General features: G+C 44.7%; 10 protein-coding genes and 1 pseudogene. 5 read left to right on the top strand and 6 right to left on the bottom strand.

Features of this window, described 5'->3' with window-relative positions; genetic code table 11:
• From KFE98_06005 to mgtE, 4 genes are all read left to right on the top strand, one after another.
• Positions 1 to 1,848 (top strand): tetratricopeptide repeat protein, encoded by a 1,848-nt coding sequence (locus KFE98_06005; protein UTW63697.1) that lies wholly within the window; start codon positions 1 to 3, stop codon positions 1,846 to 1,848.
• On the top strand, positions 1,845 to 2,144 hold the full coding sequence (locus KFE98_06000; protein UTW63696.1) for a DUF4286 family protein: 300 nt from the start codon (positions 1,845 to 1,847) through the stop codon (positions 2,142 to 2,144). The genes KFE98_06005 and KFE98_06000 overlap by 4 nt, the downstream gene beginning before the upstream one ends.
• Entirely contained in the window at positions 2,145 to 2,906 is a 762-nt protein-coding gene (gene rsmA, locus KFE98_05995) for a 16S rRNA (adenine(1518)-N(6)/adenine(1519)-N(6))-dimethyltransferase RsmA (GenBank protein UTW63695.1), read from the top strand. It abuts the gene before it with no gap.
• Between the two features lie 62 nt (positions 2,907 to 2,968).
• Positions 2,969 to 4,327 (top strand): magnesium transporter, encoded by a 1,359-nt coding sequence (gene mgtE, locus KFE98_05990; GenBank protein UTW63694.1) that lies wholly within the window; start codon positions 2,969 to 2,971, stop codon positions 4,325 to 4,327.
• A gap of 73 nt (positions 4,328 to 4,400) precedes the next feature.
• On the opposite strand, the gene KFE98_05985 is transcribed toward mgtE, so the two are convergent.
• Both KFE98_05985 and KFE98_05980 read right to left on the bottom strand, forming a co-directional pair.
• Positions 4,401 to 5,258: a DUF2911 domain-containing protein gene (locus tag KFE98_05985; GenBank protein UTW63693.1), complete on the bottom strand. Its 858-nt coding sequence runs from the start codon at positions 5,256 to 5,258 to the stop codon at positions 4,401 to 4,403.
• A gap of 335 nt (positions 5,259 to 5,593) precedes the next feature.
• On the bottom strand, positions 5,594 to 6,538 hold the full coding sequence (locus tag KFE98_05980) for a pyridoxal-phosphate dependent enzyme (GenBank protein UTW63692.1): 945 nt from the start codon (positions 6,536 to 6,538) through the stop codon (positions 5,594 to 5,596).
• A gap of 137 nt (positions 6,539 to 6,675) precedes the next feature.
• Between KFE98_05980 and KFE98_05975 the strand changes: the two genes are divergently transcribed.
• On the top strand, positions 6,676 to 10,617 hold the full coding sequence (locus KFE98_05975) for a DUF11 domain-containing protein (protein UTW63691.1): 3,942 nt from the start codon (positions 6,676 to 6,678) through the stop codon (positions 10,615 to 10,617).
• A 138-nt stretch (positions 10,618 to 10,755) separates the two neighbouring features.
• Here KFE98_05975 and KFE98_05970 read toward each other — a convergent pair whose 3' ends face one another.
• From KFE98_05970 to KFE98_05955, 4 genes and pseudogenes are all read right to left on the bottom strand, one after another.
• The gene (locus KFE98_05970; protein UTW63690.1) at positions 10,756 to 11,331 is read right to left on the bottom strand and encodes a hypothetical protein; all 576 of its coding nucleotides are present in this window, start codon (positions 11,329 to 11,331) and stop codon (positions 10,756 to 10,758) included.
• 72 nt (positions 11,332 to 11,403) lie between these two features.
• A pseudogene (gene dut / locus KFE98_05965) lies at positions 11,404 to 11,837 on the bottom strand (dUTP diphosphatase).
• Positions 11,838 to 11,856: 19 nt separating this feature from the next.
• Complete coding sequence (locus tag KFE98_05960) at positions 11,857 to 13,308, bottom strand: oligosaccharide flippase family protein (GenBank protein ID UTW63689.1); 1,452 nt, start codon at positions 13,306 to 13,308, stop codon at positions 11,857 to 11,859.
• 97 nt (positions 13,309 to 13,405) lie between these two features.
• The gene (locus KFE98_05955; protein ID UTW63688.1) at positions 13,406 to 15,568 is read right to left on the bottom strand and encodes a gliding motility-associated C-terminal domain-containing protein; all 2,163 of its coding nucleotides are present in this window, start codon (positions 15,566 to 15,568) and stop codon (positions 13,406 to 13,408) included.
• Positions 15,569 to 15,760: the final 192 nt, after the last annotated feature.

Below are 15,760 nucleotides of genomic sequence, written 5' to 3'. Positions count from 1 at the left end.
ATGGTAAGAAAGGGAGGCATACTTGTTTTGTTGTTGGGACTGTTTTTGGTTTGGTCCCCGGCTCTTGTGGGGCAAACAACTGACAGCCAATTAGCCGCTCATTACTACCAGAATGGAGAATTTGATAAAGCCGCTCTTTACTACAAGCGACTTTATGACAAGGACAAAAACACCCTCAACTACAATTATTACCTGCGTTGTTTGGTAGAACTGAAGGATTACGAAACGGCAAAAAAGTTGATTCGTGGTCATCAGAAAGTGGATGTACTTAGCGCTAAGGCCAAGGTGGATTATGGAGTAATTCTTAAACTTCAGAACAAAACCAAGCAGGCCAATAAGGAGTACGATAAGATCATCAAAAATCTACCACCCAATTACGAGCAGGTAAATCAACATGCAGCAGCATTTTCTGCGGCAGGTGAATACGACTATGCCCTAAAAGCCTATCAGCGAGGCCGGGTGATGTTGAAGAATTACTACCCCTTCAACATCGAAGTCGCTTCGGTGTATGGAAAACTGGGGCAGTATGATAAAATGGTGGACGAATACCTGGATCTTTTGGAACTGCACAATGGGTATTTACAGACCGTTCAGAATGCCATTAACAACAACATTGACCTTTCTTCGGAGAGTGAGCAAGGACAGATTCTAAAAGCCCGGTTGGTCAAAAAGATTAACCAGAGCCCAAATAATTACCTTTTTCCAGAGATGCTTATCTGGTTGTATCAGCAGGAGGGAAACTGGAAGGGAGCCTTAATTCAAACGAAAGCACTGGACAAGAGACTCGAACGCGATGGCCGGAGAGTGTATTACCTGGCGGAAGTTTTACTGAATAATCAAGCGTATGATGAGGCTGCAGAGGCCTGCGATTATGTGCTCGATTATGGAATGGATGGTCAGTTTTACATTGAAGCCCGCATTCTCGGATTGGAAACGCGTTATGAGAAAATCACCCGTTCGGGCAACTATTCTTCTGAGGATGTGGATCATCTCATCGACGATTATGAGGAGGCTTTATTTGAACTTGGAGTGAATGCTGCTACGGCAAGTTTGCTCCGTGAAAAGGGTTACATCCAGGCTTTCTACCAACATCAGTTAGACTCGGCCCTGAATACCTTTGAAGCCGTCTTGGAGATTCCTGGAATTAATGAAGTCTTTCGGGCTTCTACCAAGTTGGATTATGGCGATGCACTGCTGGCCGCCGGGTATATTTGGGATGCTTCTATTCAATATGGTCAGGTAGACAAGGCCTACAAATTTGACCGCTTGGGTGAGCAGGCCAAATTTAAGGGTGCCAAGGTGCATTTTTACACAGGTAACTTTTCCTTGGCCAAAGCTCAATTAGACATTCTCAAAGGAGCCACTTCCAAATTGATTGCCAACGATGCCATGCATCTTTCCATTCTCATTACCGACAACTCAACGGTAGACACTTCTACGGTACCCCTAAAGCTCTATGCCGATGCCGATTTATTGGTTGTGCAAAATCGTTTTCCGCAAGCGGAGTTGAAGTTGGATTCCATCAATAAGCAGTTTCCAGGACACGCCCTAGCCGATGAGATTCTAATGCTGCGATATGATATGGCCATTCAGCAACGAGATTATGAAACTGCTGCGGGATACCTCGAAGAAGTGATGAATCGCTTTTCCTGGGACATCCTCGCCGACAAAGCCACCTTCTTGTTGGCCGAACTCAATCAAAATCAATTTGACAAGCCTGAACGAGCCAAGGAATTGTATCAAAAGATTTTAACTGATTTCCCAGATAGCCTATTCGTTACGGAAGCTCGAAAGCGTTTTCGGGCATTGCGGGGGATAAGCTCAATTAATTTAGTTTCGGAAGTATGATCATTTACAACGTAACCGTTAAGGTAGAAAACGAGGTGCACGCAGAATGGCTCTCATGGATGAAGGAAACCCATATTCCTGATGTGATGGCAACAGGCCTTTTTGTAGACAGCAAAATGATGAAAGTTTTGGTGGATGATACCGACGGAATGACTTATTCGGTTCAATATCGCGTGGAGACTTGGGAGCTTTTAAAAGAGTACCAGGAAAATCACGCACCTCGACTGCAAAAAGAGCATTCGGATAAGTACGAGGGCAAATTCGTTGCTTTTCGCACCCTTCTTGAAGAGGTATAAATGGTTCGCCCCAAAAAACATCTTGGACAACATTTCCTAAAGGACCTGAATGTTGCCGAAAAAATTGCCCGTGGACTTTCTGGTAAAGGGTATGAGGAGGTTTTAGAGATCGGTCCGGGAACCGGAGTTTTGACCCAGTTCTTGCTGAAAAGCGATAAAACCGTTTACCTCTGCGAAATCGATACCGAATCGGTAGCCTACTTGAAGGAACATTATTCAGAGGTAGCTCCAAGGTTGTTTGAAGAAGACTTTTTGAAAATGAATCTTCAAAAGATTACCGATAAGCCTTTGGCACTGGCCGGTAATTTTCCCTACAACATTTCCAGTCAGATTCTTTTTAAAGTGTACGACCACAAAGATCAGTTTGTAGAGGTGGTAGGTATGTTTCAAAAGGAAGTGGCTAAGCGAGTGGCCTCGCCTCCCGGATCCAAGGAATACGGAATCTTGAGTGTGCTGCTACAAGCCTTTTTCGACATCGAGTACCTATTTACAGTACCTCCAGGAGTGTTTTTGCCTCCACCCAAGGTGGATTCCGGAGTGATACGGCTGCGTCGAAATGGGGTGAGCGAACTGGGTTGTGATCCTAGATTCTTTACCCAAGTGGTGAAGGCAGCTTTTGGCAAACGTCGTAAAACCCTAAGAAACGCTCTAAAGCAGATAACCCCAGAAGGTGTTACCGAGTTTCCGTTTATGGATAAACGGGCGGAACAACTCGAAGTGGCAGATTTTGTGGCTATTACCCAAGCCCTCTCAATTTCTTAGCAGAAGTTTTACATTTGTCGGCGATCCGTAATTAAAAAACCCCCTAATTTGGAGCCGTCATTATGCAGTTTGAACTCACCAAGGAATACCTCGCGGAGATCAGAGAGGCTGTTGCGGCGTCCAACGAGCAGAGGCTAATTGAGCTTATTGCGGATGTTCATGCTGCCGACCTGGCAGAGATTATTGATGCGGTTGAAACCGATCAAGCCTATTACATTCTTCAATACGTGGAAGCGGAAAAAGCTTCTGAAGCTGTAGCACATCTGGATGAAGATGAGCGGAAGGAACTGCTGAAGGTTTATACCTCTGCAGAGATTGCCGAAAACTTCATTGAGAATCTGGAGTCTGATGATGCTGCCGATTTGATTCAGGATCTGCCTGAGGATCAGAAGGAATCGGTTATTGCCCAGATCGACGATATTGACCAGGCTGGGCAAATTGTAGACCTGCTCAACTACGAGGAAGGTACTGCCGGTGCCATCATGGGTAAGGAGCTGGTAAAGGTGAACGAAAACCTCACCGTCACGGAGAGTGTTCGTCAGCTGCGGAAACAGGCCGAGGATATCGAAAATGTTTACACCATTTACGTGGTCGACGACAAGGATCGGTTGTTGGGTAGGCTATCTCTGAAAAAAGTATTGGTAACCTCGCCGCGGTCTAAAATTGGCGAAATATACCAGGCAGGAATTAAGCAGGTAAAAACCACCACTGATCAGGAAGAAGTGGCCAACGTGATGCAGAAGTATGACTTGGTAGCCCTTCCCGTAGTGGATGAAATTGGTCGCTTGGTAGGTCGTATTACCATCGATGACGTTGTGGACGTTATTCGTGAAGAAGCCGAGAAGGATTACCAATTGGCATCGGGTCTTTCTGAAGATGTTGAATCCACGGATAGTGTCTGGATGCTCACCCGAGCTCGTCTGCCTTGGTTGTTATTGGGAATGCTGGGTGGTGTTTTAGGGGCCATGGTCATTCAGCTTTACGAACACGACTTGATTAAGCATGCTGAAATGGCCTTTTTTATTCCTCTCGTTGCAGCAATGGGAGGAAATGTGGGAGTTCAGTCTTCAGCGATTATTGTTCAAGGGTTGGCCAACAATTCTCTGGGAATGGGAAGTATGGCGTCTAAATTGATGAAGGAATTTGGAGTGGCCTTGCTCAATGGATTGGTGTGTTCTGTATTGCTTTTGATTTATAACATTTTTCTCAGTGGATCGTCCCTCACACTTACCTATACGGTAAGTAGTGCATTGATGGTGGTGATCCTGTTTGCGGCCTTGTTTGGCACCTTTGTGCCACTTGTTTTAGATCGTTACAAGGTAGATCCCGCCTTGGCTACAGGCCCATTTATCACGACGATGAATGACATATTAGGCCTGTTCATTTATTTCGGAATCGGGCAGTATCTCTATAGCCTTTAAAAAAAGAAACCCGGAAATTTCACGTGTTCATTCAGTGAAATCCCCGGGTTTAAAACCTTTAAAAAGAAGAAGCTTATTTCTTAGAAGAAAGCTCTTTAATTAGCTCATCGTTCATTTTGATGTAAGCATCGTATTCTTCTTCTTCAGCCAATTTTTTCGATTGCTCAGCAGCCTTGATAGCTCCTTTAGTATCGCCTGATTTAGCCAAAATTTTAGCTTGCCAGTGAATCACCCAGAACTTAGGCTTTTCCTGATCCATCTCTACCGACTTGTTGATCCAGTCAGTCGCTTTGCTGATGTCTTTGTCGTTCTCGTAGTAGTAACGTGCAGACAAGTAAAGGTCGCGGCTACTTGGTCCGTTCATCACTCGTTCAATAGTTTTCATCACTTCTTCAGAAGCCGTCACTTCTACTGGAATTACAACAGCCGTGTTTTCCCAAAGAAGAATCATGTTAGCGCCATCAGCAGTGAACGCTTGAAAGTCAATAGTGAAAGACTCAACTGCAGACTCAATTTTTTTCGAAGAAACTTTAAAACGAACTACGTCATCAGCCGGATCGTGATTCTGTGGATAGGTTCCCAGGTTTTTGTTGATGATGATTTCCCAATCACTTTCTCCAGGAATGGATAGCATGGCGTATTCACCAGCTTCGATCTCGTTTCCTGCCAACTTGATTTTTTTGTCGAATTTGATTTTCGTTGGAGAGTTTGCTCCGGTTCTCCACATTTTACCGTAAGGTACCAAGTCACCAAAGATTTTACGACCCTTGATTCCTGGACGGGAATAAGTAACCGTGATTTCAGTTAATCCAACTTCTTGGGTAAGAGTTGATAATGGGCTTGGGCGAGGTGTTTTAATCTCTTGTGCGTATCCAGTGGATTGGATGGTGAGGGCAAGAAGCAACGCCCCCATTGCAAATAGGTTTTTCATGTCCTGTAAAATTTTGCGCTAAAATATTCGATAGGAGCATACAGCCCTTCACCGATCTTCACAAAATAGGTCAGGGAAATGGCAAAAAAGGGAAATAAGTGGTGTCGCCGCTAGGCTAATGGAAGGATTTATCTTCTCACCCGGACAGGAATTGGCTTCAATTTGTTTCTTCTACGCTGTTCGCAAGGAAGGCCTAAGTTTTTACACAACAAATCAGCAATCCATTGAAGCAATGAGTTGAATTGCGAAGCCGGCTTGTGGGGATTGATGTACGTCATAGGAGAAGTGATTTCGGGTAATAGACTGTTATAACGAGTCCAATATACAGTATTAAATTATACGAAGGACCATTTTTTCAGATCTAAGTTCCCGCCGCTGAGAATGATACCCACCTTTTTTCCCTGAACGACTTCCGGATTATCCATAATCGCAGCTAACGGAACCGCAGCCGATGGTTCTACCACCAGTTTGAGTCGCTCCCAGATAAGCAACATTGCTTTTTTGATCGTATCGTCACTGGTAGTGATAATGTCTGAAACTCTCTCCTGAATGATTTTAAAATTGGTTTGACCAAGCGAGGTAAGGAGGCCATCTGCAATGGTATCCGGGTTTTTAGATGGGACCCAAACTTCGGAGTCAAAGGACCTCTTGGCATCATCGGCACCCAGGGGTTCTGCACCGTATACTTTCACATTATTTCCAAAATAATGAGCCGAAAGGGCAGAGCCAGCTAACAAACCACCACCGCCTACTGGTGTGATAATCACGTCTGGGGAGAAGACTTCGAGCATTTCTTTCGCCGCTGTGGCCTGGCCGGCAATAATCCAAGGATGGTCGTAGGGAGGGATGAAAAAAGCCCCTGTTTTTTCCTGAATTTCCTCCAAGGTACTTTCCCGGGCTTGTAGCGTTGGTTCACAAAAGGTGATTTTGGCTCCATATTCTTGAACGGCAGCTACTTTCACCTGGGGTGCAGTTTCGGGCATGACTATATAGGCCGGGATTCCCAAGGTCTTCGCAGCCAGAGCGATAGCTTGAGCGTGATTTCCTGAAGAATGGGTGCAGATTCCGTTTCTTCGTTCGGCTTCCGAAAGCTGTAACGCAAAGTTGAATGCACCCCTCGCCTTGAAGGCGCCAATGCGCTGCAGATTTTCGCATTTAAACAGGATGTTACAGCCCAATATTTTGTCGATTCCTGATGAGCTAAATGTCGGAGTATGATGAATATAACCCTGAATTCTCGCCTCCGCTTTTTCGATCTCTTTTGCCTGAATTGATGCCATGCCTCGAAGCTATGATTTTATTTTATCGAAGATAAAGTGTTGTTAGTCGAACTTAATCCAGGAATATTTCAAATTTAAAGGTGGTCTGGGTTGACTGTATTACTTTAGAGTTCCCAAAATTGCATAGCAGGATAGTGATGAAAAAAATTGTACTCGGGTTATTGATAGTTGTAGCGGCCCACTGGTCGTTTGCCAATAACGTAAAGGTTACGAATACTTTAGACTCCGGGCCCGGAAGTTTAAGGGAAGCTCTTAACACGGCTAATGCCGATTCTCTGATTGACACAATTCTCTTTCGAATTCCCATTTCCGATCCAGGATTTGATACCTCTCGAGGTGTTTTTCGCATTGAGATTACCTCCAACAATCTTCCTACCATTCATGCTCACAATCTGGTGATCGATGGATGTAGCCAAACGGCATTTACCGGAAATACCAATACGGCCCTTCTCGGTCGTGGAGGTTTGGTCGGTTGCCATGGTGATACCCTTTCAACCCTGGATGGTCCAGAGGTGGAAATTGTGGACAAGGGTAATTTGAAGGTTGGTTTTAACATCAATGGAGACAATATCGTTATCTGCGGATTTGCCGTATACGGTTTTGGAAAGAAAGAATACTTCGCCCACGCCAACATTGTGATTTGCCCCACACGCTACAACGTACGAATCACCAAGAACGTAATTGGTGCTTCGGCCACGTCCTTCACTGCTCCAGCAGGAGCTGAAGTGAACGGAGCCTACAACATTGGTGCAGGTGATGGCGATTCGGTAATCATCGAGAATAACTTGATTGGCTATGCGAAATACTCCGGTATTTATGTGACCAACTACAAAAGCAAGATCAGTCAGAACTGGACGATCGACAACAATGAAATTATTTCCAATGGTGTTGGCAAAAGCAATCAGGATGGAATCACGTTGGTAAACAATACCAAAAACGTAACCATTTCTGGCAACTACATCGGAGGTAACTCTGGAAACGGAATTGATACCTGGCAAGGTACCGGAGAATGGGTTATTGATGGAAATACGGTAACTGAAAATGGAAAGGCTGCTAACGAAACTGCAGGTATTCGCATCTTCGGATTTGATTCTGAGGTTAGTTCCAACAGCATTTCCTCAAATTATGGTGCTGGGGTAATGGTTACTTCAGGTGCAAGCCAAACGAAAATCTCGCAAAACTGCATGTGTGACAATGGATATGTAACGGGTAACTCCGGACAAGCTGCCACACAAAACATCGGTATTGACGTTCTTTACTCTACCGAAAACGAAGACAAAGGAAACGCCCCATACTATACTTTGAATGACGAACATGATTTTGATTTAGGAGGTAATGGTGCCCTTAACTTCCCGGTAATGGAATCTTGTGAACTCTTGAACGGCGACTTGATTGTAAAGGGATGGACACGTCCGCAATCGGAAGTTGAAATCTTTAAGGGTTGTGTTCCTAACAATGCTGTTTTCCCACAAGGTGAGGAGTTTATTGCTGCCTTTACCGAAGGTTCGGGAGATGATGCCAGCAGTGCTATTTCCTGGTACGGTCCTGGCCCGGTTCAAGGTTTAGGTCAAGGTAAGGATAGCACCAACCGTTTTAGCTTTACCATTACGGCTCCTGTTGGAATTCAGGTTGGTTCGGTGATTACTTCTACGGCAACGCTTAACAACAACACTTCAGAGTTTAGTGGGGCTTGTGTGGTTACTCAGGCGCTATCTAAAATCTCTCCCGTTTTGGAATGTGTTTACCCAGATACAAACGGTTCCTACACCGCTGTATTTGGCTACAACAACCCAAACAACACCGTGGTTAATCTGGCCATTGGCGGACAAAACGAATTTGTTCCTGCTCCGCAAAATCAAGGGCAGCCTACTGCTTTCCAACCGGGAAGACAATGGGATGTGTTTGAAGTGAACTTCAACGGTTCTAACTTGGTTTGGAAGTTGGATGGAAAAACGGCTACGGCCAGTTCTTCTTCCCCTCAATGTCCTTTCGATATTGCTGTAGCCAAATCAGTAAGCAACTCGGCTCCTAATTCTGGAGACACCATTGAGTTTACCGTTGAGGTGAGCAACCAGGAAATGAAAACCATGACCAATGTAGAAATCTACGATGAGTTGGATCCAAACCTTACTTTCCTTTCATATACCGCTACTCATGGTACTTATGATGTAAACAACGGAAAATGGACCATTCCTGTCGTTATGAACGGAGATACGGCCTCCATGAGCATGGTGGTTATTGCCGACTCTACTGCTGAGAACCTGGCTTGTTTGACCGCTTCTGATCAAGTGGATGGAAATGCTTACAACAACTGTGCAGTAGTAGCTGTATGTGTGAAAAATACTTCGGGTGGAAACAACGGAGGATTGGAATCTAACGGTCACTTGGCCTCTTTGGTAGCCAATAGAAACTACCAACGTCAGGTGAGAGATGAAGATGACTTCTACGCTAACGTGAGCCAGCTTCCGGTATTTTCACATACCAACACGGCCGTTCGTGCCGGTCAAACCAGTTTGGAAGATTACCTTCCTGAAACAGGTCCAAACGGAACTCAAGCAAAAATTACAACTCCAACCGATTTGATCGGTATCTCCAATGCCAACGAAGTATTCTCTGTAGACTACTTTGATAAGGATCGCAGATTGGGAGCCATTTTGGCCATCAACAGTAAAGATGGAGAAGTGTATGAGCACACCAAGGTTATTTGTGATCGATTGAACGGTGGTCGCTTGACCAACCTACGTCACGAATTGATTGCCGGTCGCCCATTCATAATGGCTAAGATTCAGCAAGAAAACGGCGATTTGGATTATGCTGTAAGTTTTGTCGCTTTGAAGAAGGCCAATGGTACCTTCTCGATCGATAACCGTTGGAACATCGAAGAATACCAGGTGGAAGCCAGCGACAGTGTGTTCAACTTCCAGGTTTGGTCTATTGCCCCTAACGAAACCCGTAAAATGGTAGAAAACATTTTGCAGCGAATCGATGGAAAAGGATACATGAGATACCTGAATAACTGGGCACCTACCATTCCTACCGTGTACGTAGAGTCTGCTTCTTACCACAATGGAAACCTTGAAATGATTGTTCACAACGACGTTCAGGCAGCTGAGGTATTCATTTCTGGAAACCGCTCTTTGGTAGAAAATGGCGACAGACTTGGTTTGGATACCAATATCACCTTGACTTCCATTGGTGGTAGCTCTTACCAGGCTAATGTAGAAGCCGGATACCTATTTGATGCCGGGTTTAGCTTGTCTAACGATCGCATCGGTGGAAGAGACATCTTGTATGTGGCGGATGGTCCTTGGGGAACTGATTTCGTAAGAAACACCGGAGCGAAAGAAACTAAGTTTGAAGTAACCGAGCACGACACTACTTATTTGAATGTAGATGACTACCCTGTAGAAAGAGGAGTGGAAGTAGAAGGTGAGGTTCAAACCTACTACTCCGTATTCAAAACCTTGAAAGTAGGTAACCGTCCGGTGGATGTGAATGCCTACAACCAAATTGTTTTCCAGGCCAGTGCTACTGGTGTAAAAGAAATGGAATTGGTGGTTTCTCGGGCATCTGTAGGCCCTTGGAAAGATCAGTTCCGTGTGAAGTTCCCGGTTGAAGATGGAATGAAGGAATACCGTGTTGGTTTCCCATTGCTTACTTCCTCCGATCAGTCGCTTCAGTTTGATGCTGAGGATGTGCTTACCTTCACTTTCGTAATGGAAGGCGATTACCAGGCTATGAAGCCATTTAGCTTAAAAATTGATCAAGTGAAGTTGGATAACGATTTTGTATCGGCCTTGGTTGAAGAACAAGCTCAGGATAACCATGTTTTGAGAATGTATCCCAACCCTACCACCGGTATGGTTCAATTCAATTTAGAAACACAGAGCCCTGAAAAAGTAAATATTCGGGTATTCGATATGCAAGGAAAGCAGGTTCAATCACTGGGTGATCGTAACCTCGTTGAAGGGATGAATAATTTTATCGAAGATCTATCAGGGTTGGAGAATGGTGCATACGTATTAAGCGTTGAGGGCCCTTCCATCCACTTCCATAGTCAGTTGATCATTCGTAAATAGTACTTTGGAAACACGATAGCAATTTTCATTTGCGGTATGGCACCCGGTTCTTTTGAGCCGGGTGTTTTTTTTGCTGCCAGGCACAAAAAAAGCCCAATCCCCGAAGGGAGTGGGCTTTCTTATAACTAAGAGAAATTCTTATTTAGTTCCGGTGTAATCCAAATCTCTGGTGATTTTGAATCCGTTGAAAATACCTGAACCATTCAAGGTCATTTTCAATTCAGTTGCAGAAATAGTTCCGCTACCGGTGTACTCGTAAGTACGATTTTGGTCATCTGTAATAGACTTTGTTTCTACCGTAAAAGAAGAAGTAGCATCGTTGATCGTGATGTTGAATGTTTCACGCTGAGGTACAAGAGGATTAGCTGAGATATCCATTTCAACTGTAAGCTTAGTTACGTCTGTTCCATCAACGTTCACAGAAGCCTCACGAGTATAAGTCAAAGCTCCTGGAGTGATGCCTAAAGAGCCACTGAAAGAACCCGTATAGTTAGAACGAATGGCAATAGAGCAAGTAGATCCAGTGTAAAAGGTTGGGCAAGCACAGCTCCCGTCAGCAGTGGAGCATTCTCCTCCATTTTGGCAAACACAAACACAATCCCCGGTATCCGAATCACAAGAGGATCCATTTTCACAGGTTTTGTCTTTACACTTATCGCATGAGGTCAATAAACCCATGCAAAGAATTAACATTCCGAAGAAGATTTTTTTCATGATAGATTATTTTAGTGATTAACCAAATCTATCATTTTTTTGATAGAATCCTCCTTCGACCCTGATTGTCACCTATTTTTTACCGGTGTGGCCAAAGCCTCCAGCCCCTCTATCGGTGTCTGAAAGGTGGTCTACTGGTATCCATTCAATCACTTCGTGTGAAGCCACAATGAGCTGTGCCACTCGTTCTCCATCTTTAATGGTAAAAGGCTCGTTGGAGCAGTTTACCAAAATTACGCCTACCTCACCACGGTAGTCAGCATCAATGGTCCCAGGAGCATTTAATACAGTGAGTCCATGCTTGGCGGCTAAACCGCTTCGTGGTCGTACCTGAGCTTCGTAGCCTGGGGGATTTCCATAAAAATTCCGGTGGGAATAATGGTTCGTTCAAGTGAATGAAGCACAATTGGCTCATCTATATTGGCCCTTAAATCGAGGCCAGCGGCATGAGCGGTTGCATATTGAGGAAGGTCGTGTTTGCTTTTGTTGATGACTTTGATGTGCATGCGATATGTCGTTAGGGTGTTAACCGTTCTTTCTAAATTCTTGCAAGGGCTTTTCTGCTACCATAATTAGGCCAACAAAGCCAAGTAGCATAACATTGTTGATCAAGGCATTTAGCCATGGGTTTTCAGTGGCTACAAACTGGGAAATCAAGTAAAGCCCTAAACTCACAAAGAGGTAGAGCCCCGCCCTGGGTAAATCATATTGTATTGGATAGATTCTTCGTCCCCAGAAATAGGAAGCCACCATCATAAAGAAGTAGGCGGAAAGTGTGGTCCAAGCTGATCCTTCATAACCCATGATGGGAATTAAATAAAGATTGAGCCCAATGGTGATAAAGGCGCCTCCAATAGATATATAGGCCCCGTATTGGGTCCGATTTGCCAGCTTATACCAAATGGATTGGTTGTAATAAATACCCAGAAATATGTTCGCCATCAATAGAATCGGAACCACCTTCAGTCCTTCCCAATACTCCTCGTTGGGAATAAACCATTTGAATAACTCCAGATTAAGACTAATGGTTAAGAACATGGTGGAAACCACGATGATAAACCAGGTCATTACCCGGGAGTAGACCTCGTCTTTGTTTTTATTCTTTTCCTGGGCAAAGAAGAAAGGCTCGGCTGCGTAGCGAAAAGCCTGAATGAATACGGTGATCAGGATAGATAACTTATAGTTAGCGGAGTAGATACCGACCTGACTTTGAGCAAAATCCAAACCTTCATCCAACAGCAATCGCTTGATCAAAATGCGATCCAGAGTTTCATTGATAATTCCGGCAAACCCTCCAATTACGAGCGGAACGGCAAAGATGAGCATAGCACGCATTTGCTGTGTGTTCCAAGTGAATCGAAAGGATAGTACTTCCCGGAAAAGGAGTGCTGGTTTTAAGAGACTGGCTACCAAATTCGCTAAGAAAATGTACCCAATGCCCAGGGAATCCGGATCATTCGGATCGTAGAGAATACCCAGAAAAACCAAGTTGAGTATGATCGTAATACCAATGGACGAAAGTTGAACAACAGCAAACTTGCGAGCCTTTTCCTGAAACCTCAATTTGGCCATGAACAGGGAGCTAATGGCATCGGCAGCGAGAATAATACCCAGCCATATCACGAAGTGCTGATAGTGTGGAAACTGCAACCAATCGGCAATATCCTGGGAGAACACTCCAACCAGAACAAGAAAGAGCACATTCAGGAGCAAGATAAAACTGGTTGCTTGATTGAATACCGACTCTTTGTCCTCCGAGCGGTTTACGAAACGGAAAAAGGTGGTTTCCATACCAAAGGTGAGCACCACTACAAAGAAGGCCACATAGGCATAAAACTCGCTGATAATTCCGTATTCCTTGGAGACAAAGAAGTAGGTCTGCAAGGGTACGAGCAGGTAATTGAGCAAGCGACCCAAAATGGAAGAAAGCCCATAAACGGCCGTTTGCTTAGCTAATTTCTTTATCGGATTTGCCAATACCAGAAGTTCTGTCCCAAAGGTGGTAAAATGAAGAGGGCTCTATCGTTCGGGGAATTTGTTTTTTTAACAGCGCATCGGGGAATTCCGAAATGGGCTATCTGAATAGGTAGACATTACCTGAATAGAAGTGGCGTTCATCGAGGAAATCACTAACCTGGACTTTGTACATATAAGTACCTATCGGGCTTGGTTTCTCGGTGTTGGGTTCGGTTCCTTCCCAGCCAACCGTCGGATCATCGGATTCAAAAATGACATGTCCCCAACGATCATAAACGGAGAGTTTAAAGGTCTTCCATCCCGTAACCACCGGCCTAAAGGTTTCATTCAATCCATCGTGATTCGGGCTAAACGAATTTGGAATAAAGAAGGAATAGGCATTTTCTACTACGATCAACTGAGAGGATGTATCATTACAGCCAAAGCTATTCTCAACGTATTGACTAATACGGAAAATACCGGGTCGGGTGAATTCGTGGGAGGAGCTACAGGGGGTTTGCACCTTTTCGTCGCCATAGAATAATCTACAGCGGGTAGCGTCTACCGAATGATCCCATACCTGAATTTCTGGGTTGTAAATACTCACTACTGTGTCGGAAACACTAAAGCCGGCAACGGGTCCTTTCTTCACCACCACTTTGGCATTGATGGTTTCCAGGGTATCGGCGCATCCTTCGGTGGTATAAACCGTTAGCGATACCGGATAAGTTCCTGGCTCGTTGAATACGACGCGTTCTTCTTTTTGGGTGTATACCTTACCATCTACTTCCCACCGACGATATACCGGGGTCCAGGCTTCAGACAAGTCCAATAGCTTTAGATTCATGGGTGTACATCCTTCTAAGGCATTGATTCGATAGCCTAATTCGGGGTGTGGGTAGATGACCAATTCCTGGCTGTATGAAGCTGAGCATGGTCCATGTTTCATGGTCACTTCAATGGGGTAACGACCGGCTTTGGCAAAGGTAATTCCCGTCGGATTTTCGTCTGTGGAAGACGTCGGGTTACCTGATGAGCTAAAACTCCAGTCAAATTCGGTATAGGTTTCATAGGTACCCGCAGCAAAGAAGTTAAAGTCCGCTTCTGAAGCACATTTTTCGGGGAAGTCCATCATTCCAGGATCCAGTTTTGGAAACACCCGAACGGGAATGGTAAGCGTATCAGCGCAGTTGAAACCTGGATTAGCAATGAGCCGAACGTTGTAGGTTCCTGAATCTGGGTAGGTGTAGGTCGGATTTAATTGGCTGGATGTGTCCTGAATGGTAGGCAAAACACCAAAGTTCCAGGCATAACTGCCACTGGTCGTGCTAAAGTTGCTGAAGGTCACCGTAAGTCCATCACACACAGGTGGAGGAGTAAATAGCGCTTGAGTGTTTGAAATACAGGTTTTTACATTTACCTGGTATTCTCTTCGGGTAACTCCGATCAGGATGCCATTGCGGTATTCACTTACGCAGATCACAAATACATATTGACCCAAACTTCTTGGAGTACCCGTCAACAATCCGGTGTTTCGATCAATAGCAAAAGCAGGATTTGCATCAATGGGGTAACTGGCATTGTAACCTGTATTCCAGGTCACCGTCGAGTAGGGTGGTGGTGAGGCACTATCCGGTTTGGGAGAGTTCCAACCGTTATCGTTTAGATTTTTACCTCCACCGTGATAGGGTTCGCAAAGTTCGTAAACCAGAGAGTCACCATCCGAATCGGTGGCGGAGTGATCAAATTTGAAGTTGGATCCGAGGCAAATGGCAAGCGGCGGTTTCGATTTAAAGTGGGGCGAACTGTTGCAGTTCACAACTCCAATTCCCGGAATGTGATTGGTAAAAGTAGAGCCCCAATCGCCAGGAGTTGTAATGTTTTTGATGGTTCGGTTCCTACAGCATCGTTGGTAGGAAAGCGTGTACCCTCCAGCAATGGGGGGTAGGGTGAGAATGGTGTCATAAATCGCCTCTTCTACACAAACACCCGAAGGAACATCAAAACAGGGATCGTAAATATCACTGGGAATATTAGAAATCTGCTTGGGATAAATCTGAAGGTTGTAGAGAATGTCGGGATTGAAATCGTAGATGGTCAAATTGGCCGGCCGGTCGAAGTCAACTTCACCGCTTATGCAGTCCCTGTAGACGTACATCGTGATTCGATACTGATCGTTACCCAGGCATTCGTAGTAAATACCACCACCCACAATATGAGTAGCACTCCCCGAAAAGGGAAGTAAGAGTAGCAGAATCAGACAACCAAATACAGATTTCAACGATCTAGGTTTTAACCTTCTAAAATTAAAGATAATCCTTGTTTCTTATGATACCCTAACAAATTACTGAACGGTAGAGTTGGCTGGGGTTCGATTAAAGGTTACGGATCAAATTGCTGAGTTGACGTAGCCCCTTGTTCAATTCTTTATTACTTTCGAATCTTTGTGGTTCGAGTCGGCTTGATAGTTGAC

It is taken from the genome of bacterium SCSIO 12741 (assembly GCA_024398055.1).
Taxonomy (GTDB): Bacteria; Bacteroidota; Bacteroidia; order Flavobacteriales_G; family Salibacteraceae; genus SCSIO-12741.
The sequence above is the reverse complement of the archived record's forward strand: the minus strand, read 5'-3'. Positions and strand labels throughout refer to the sequence as shown.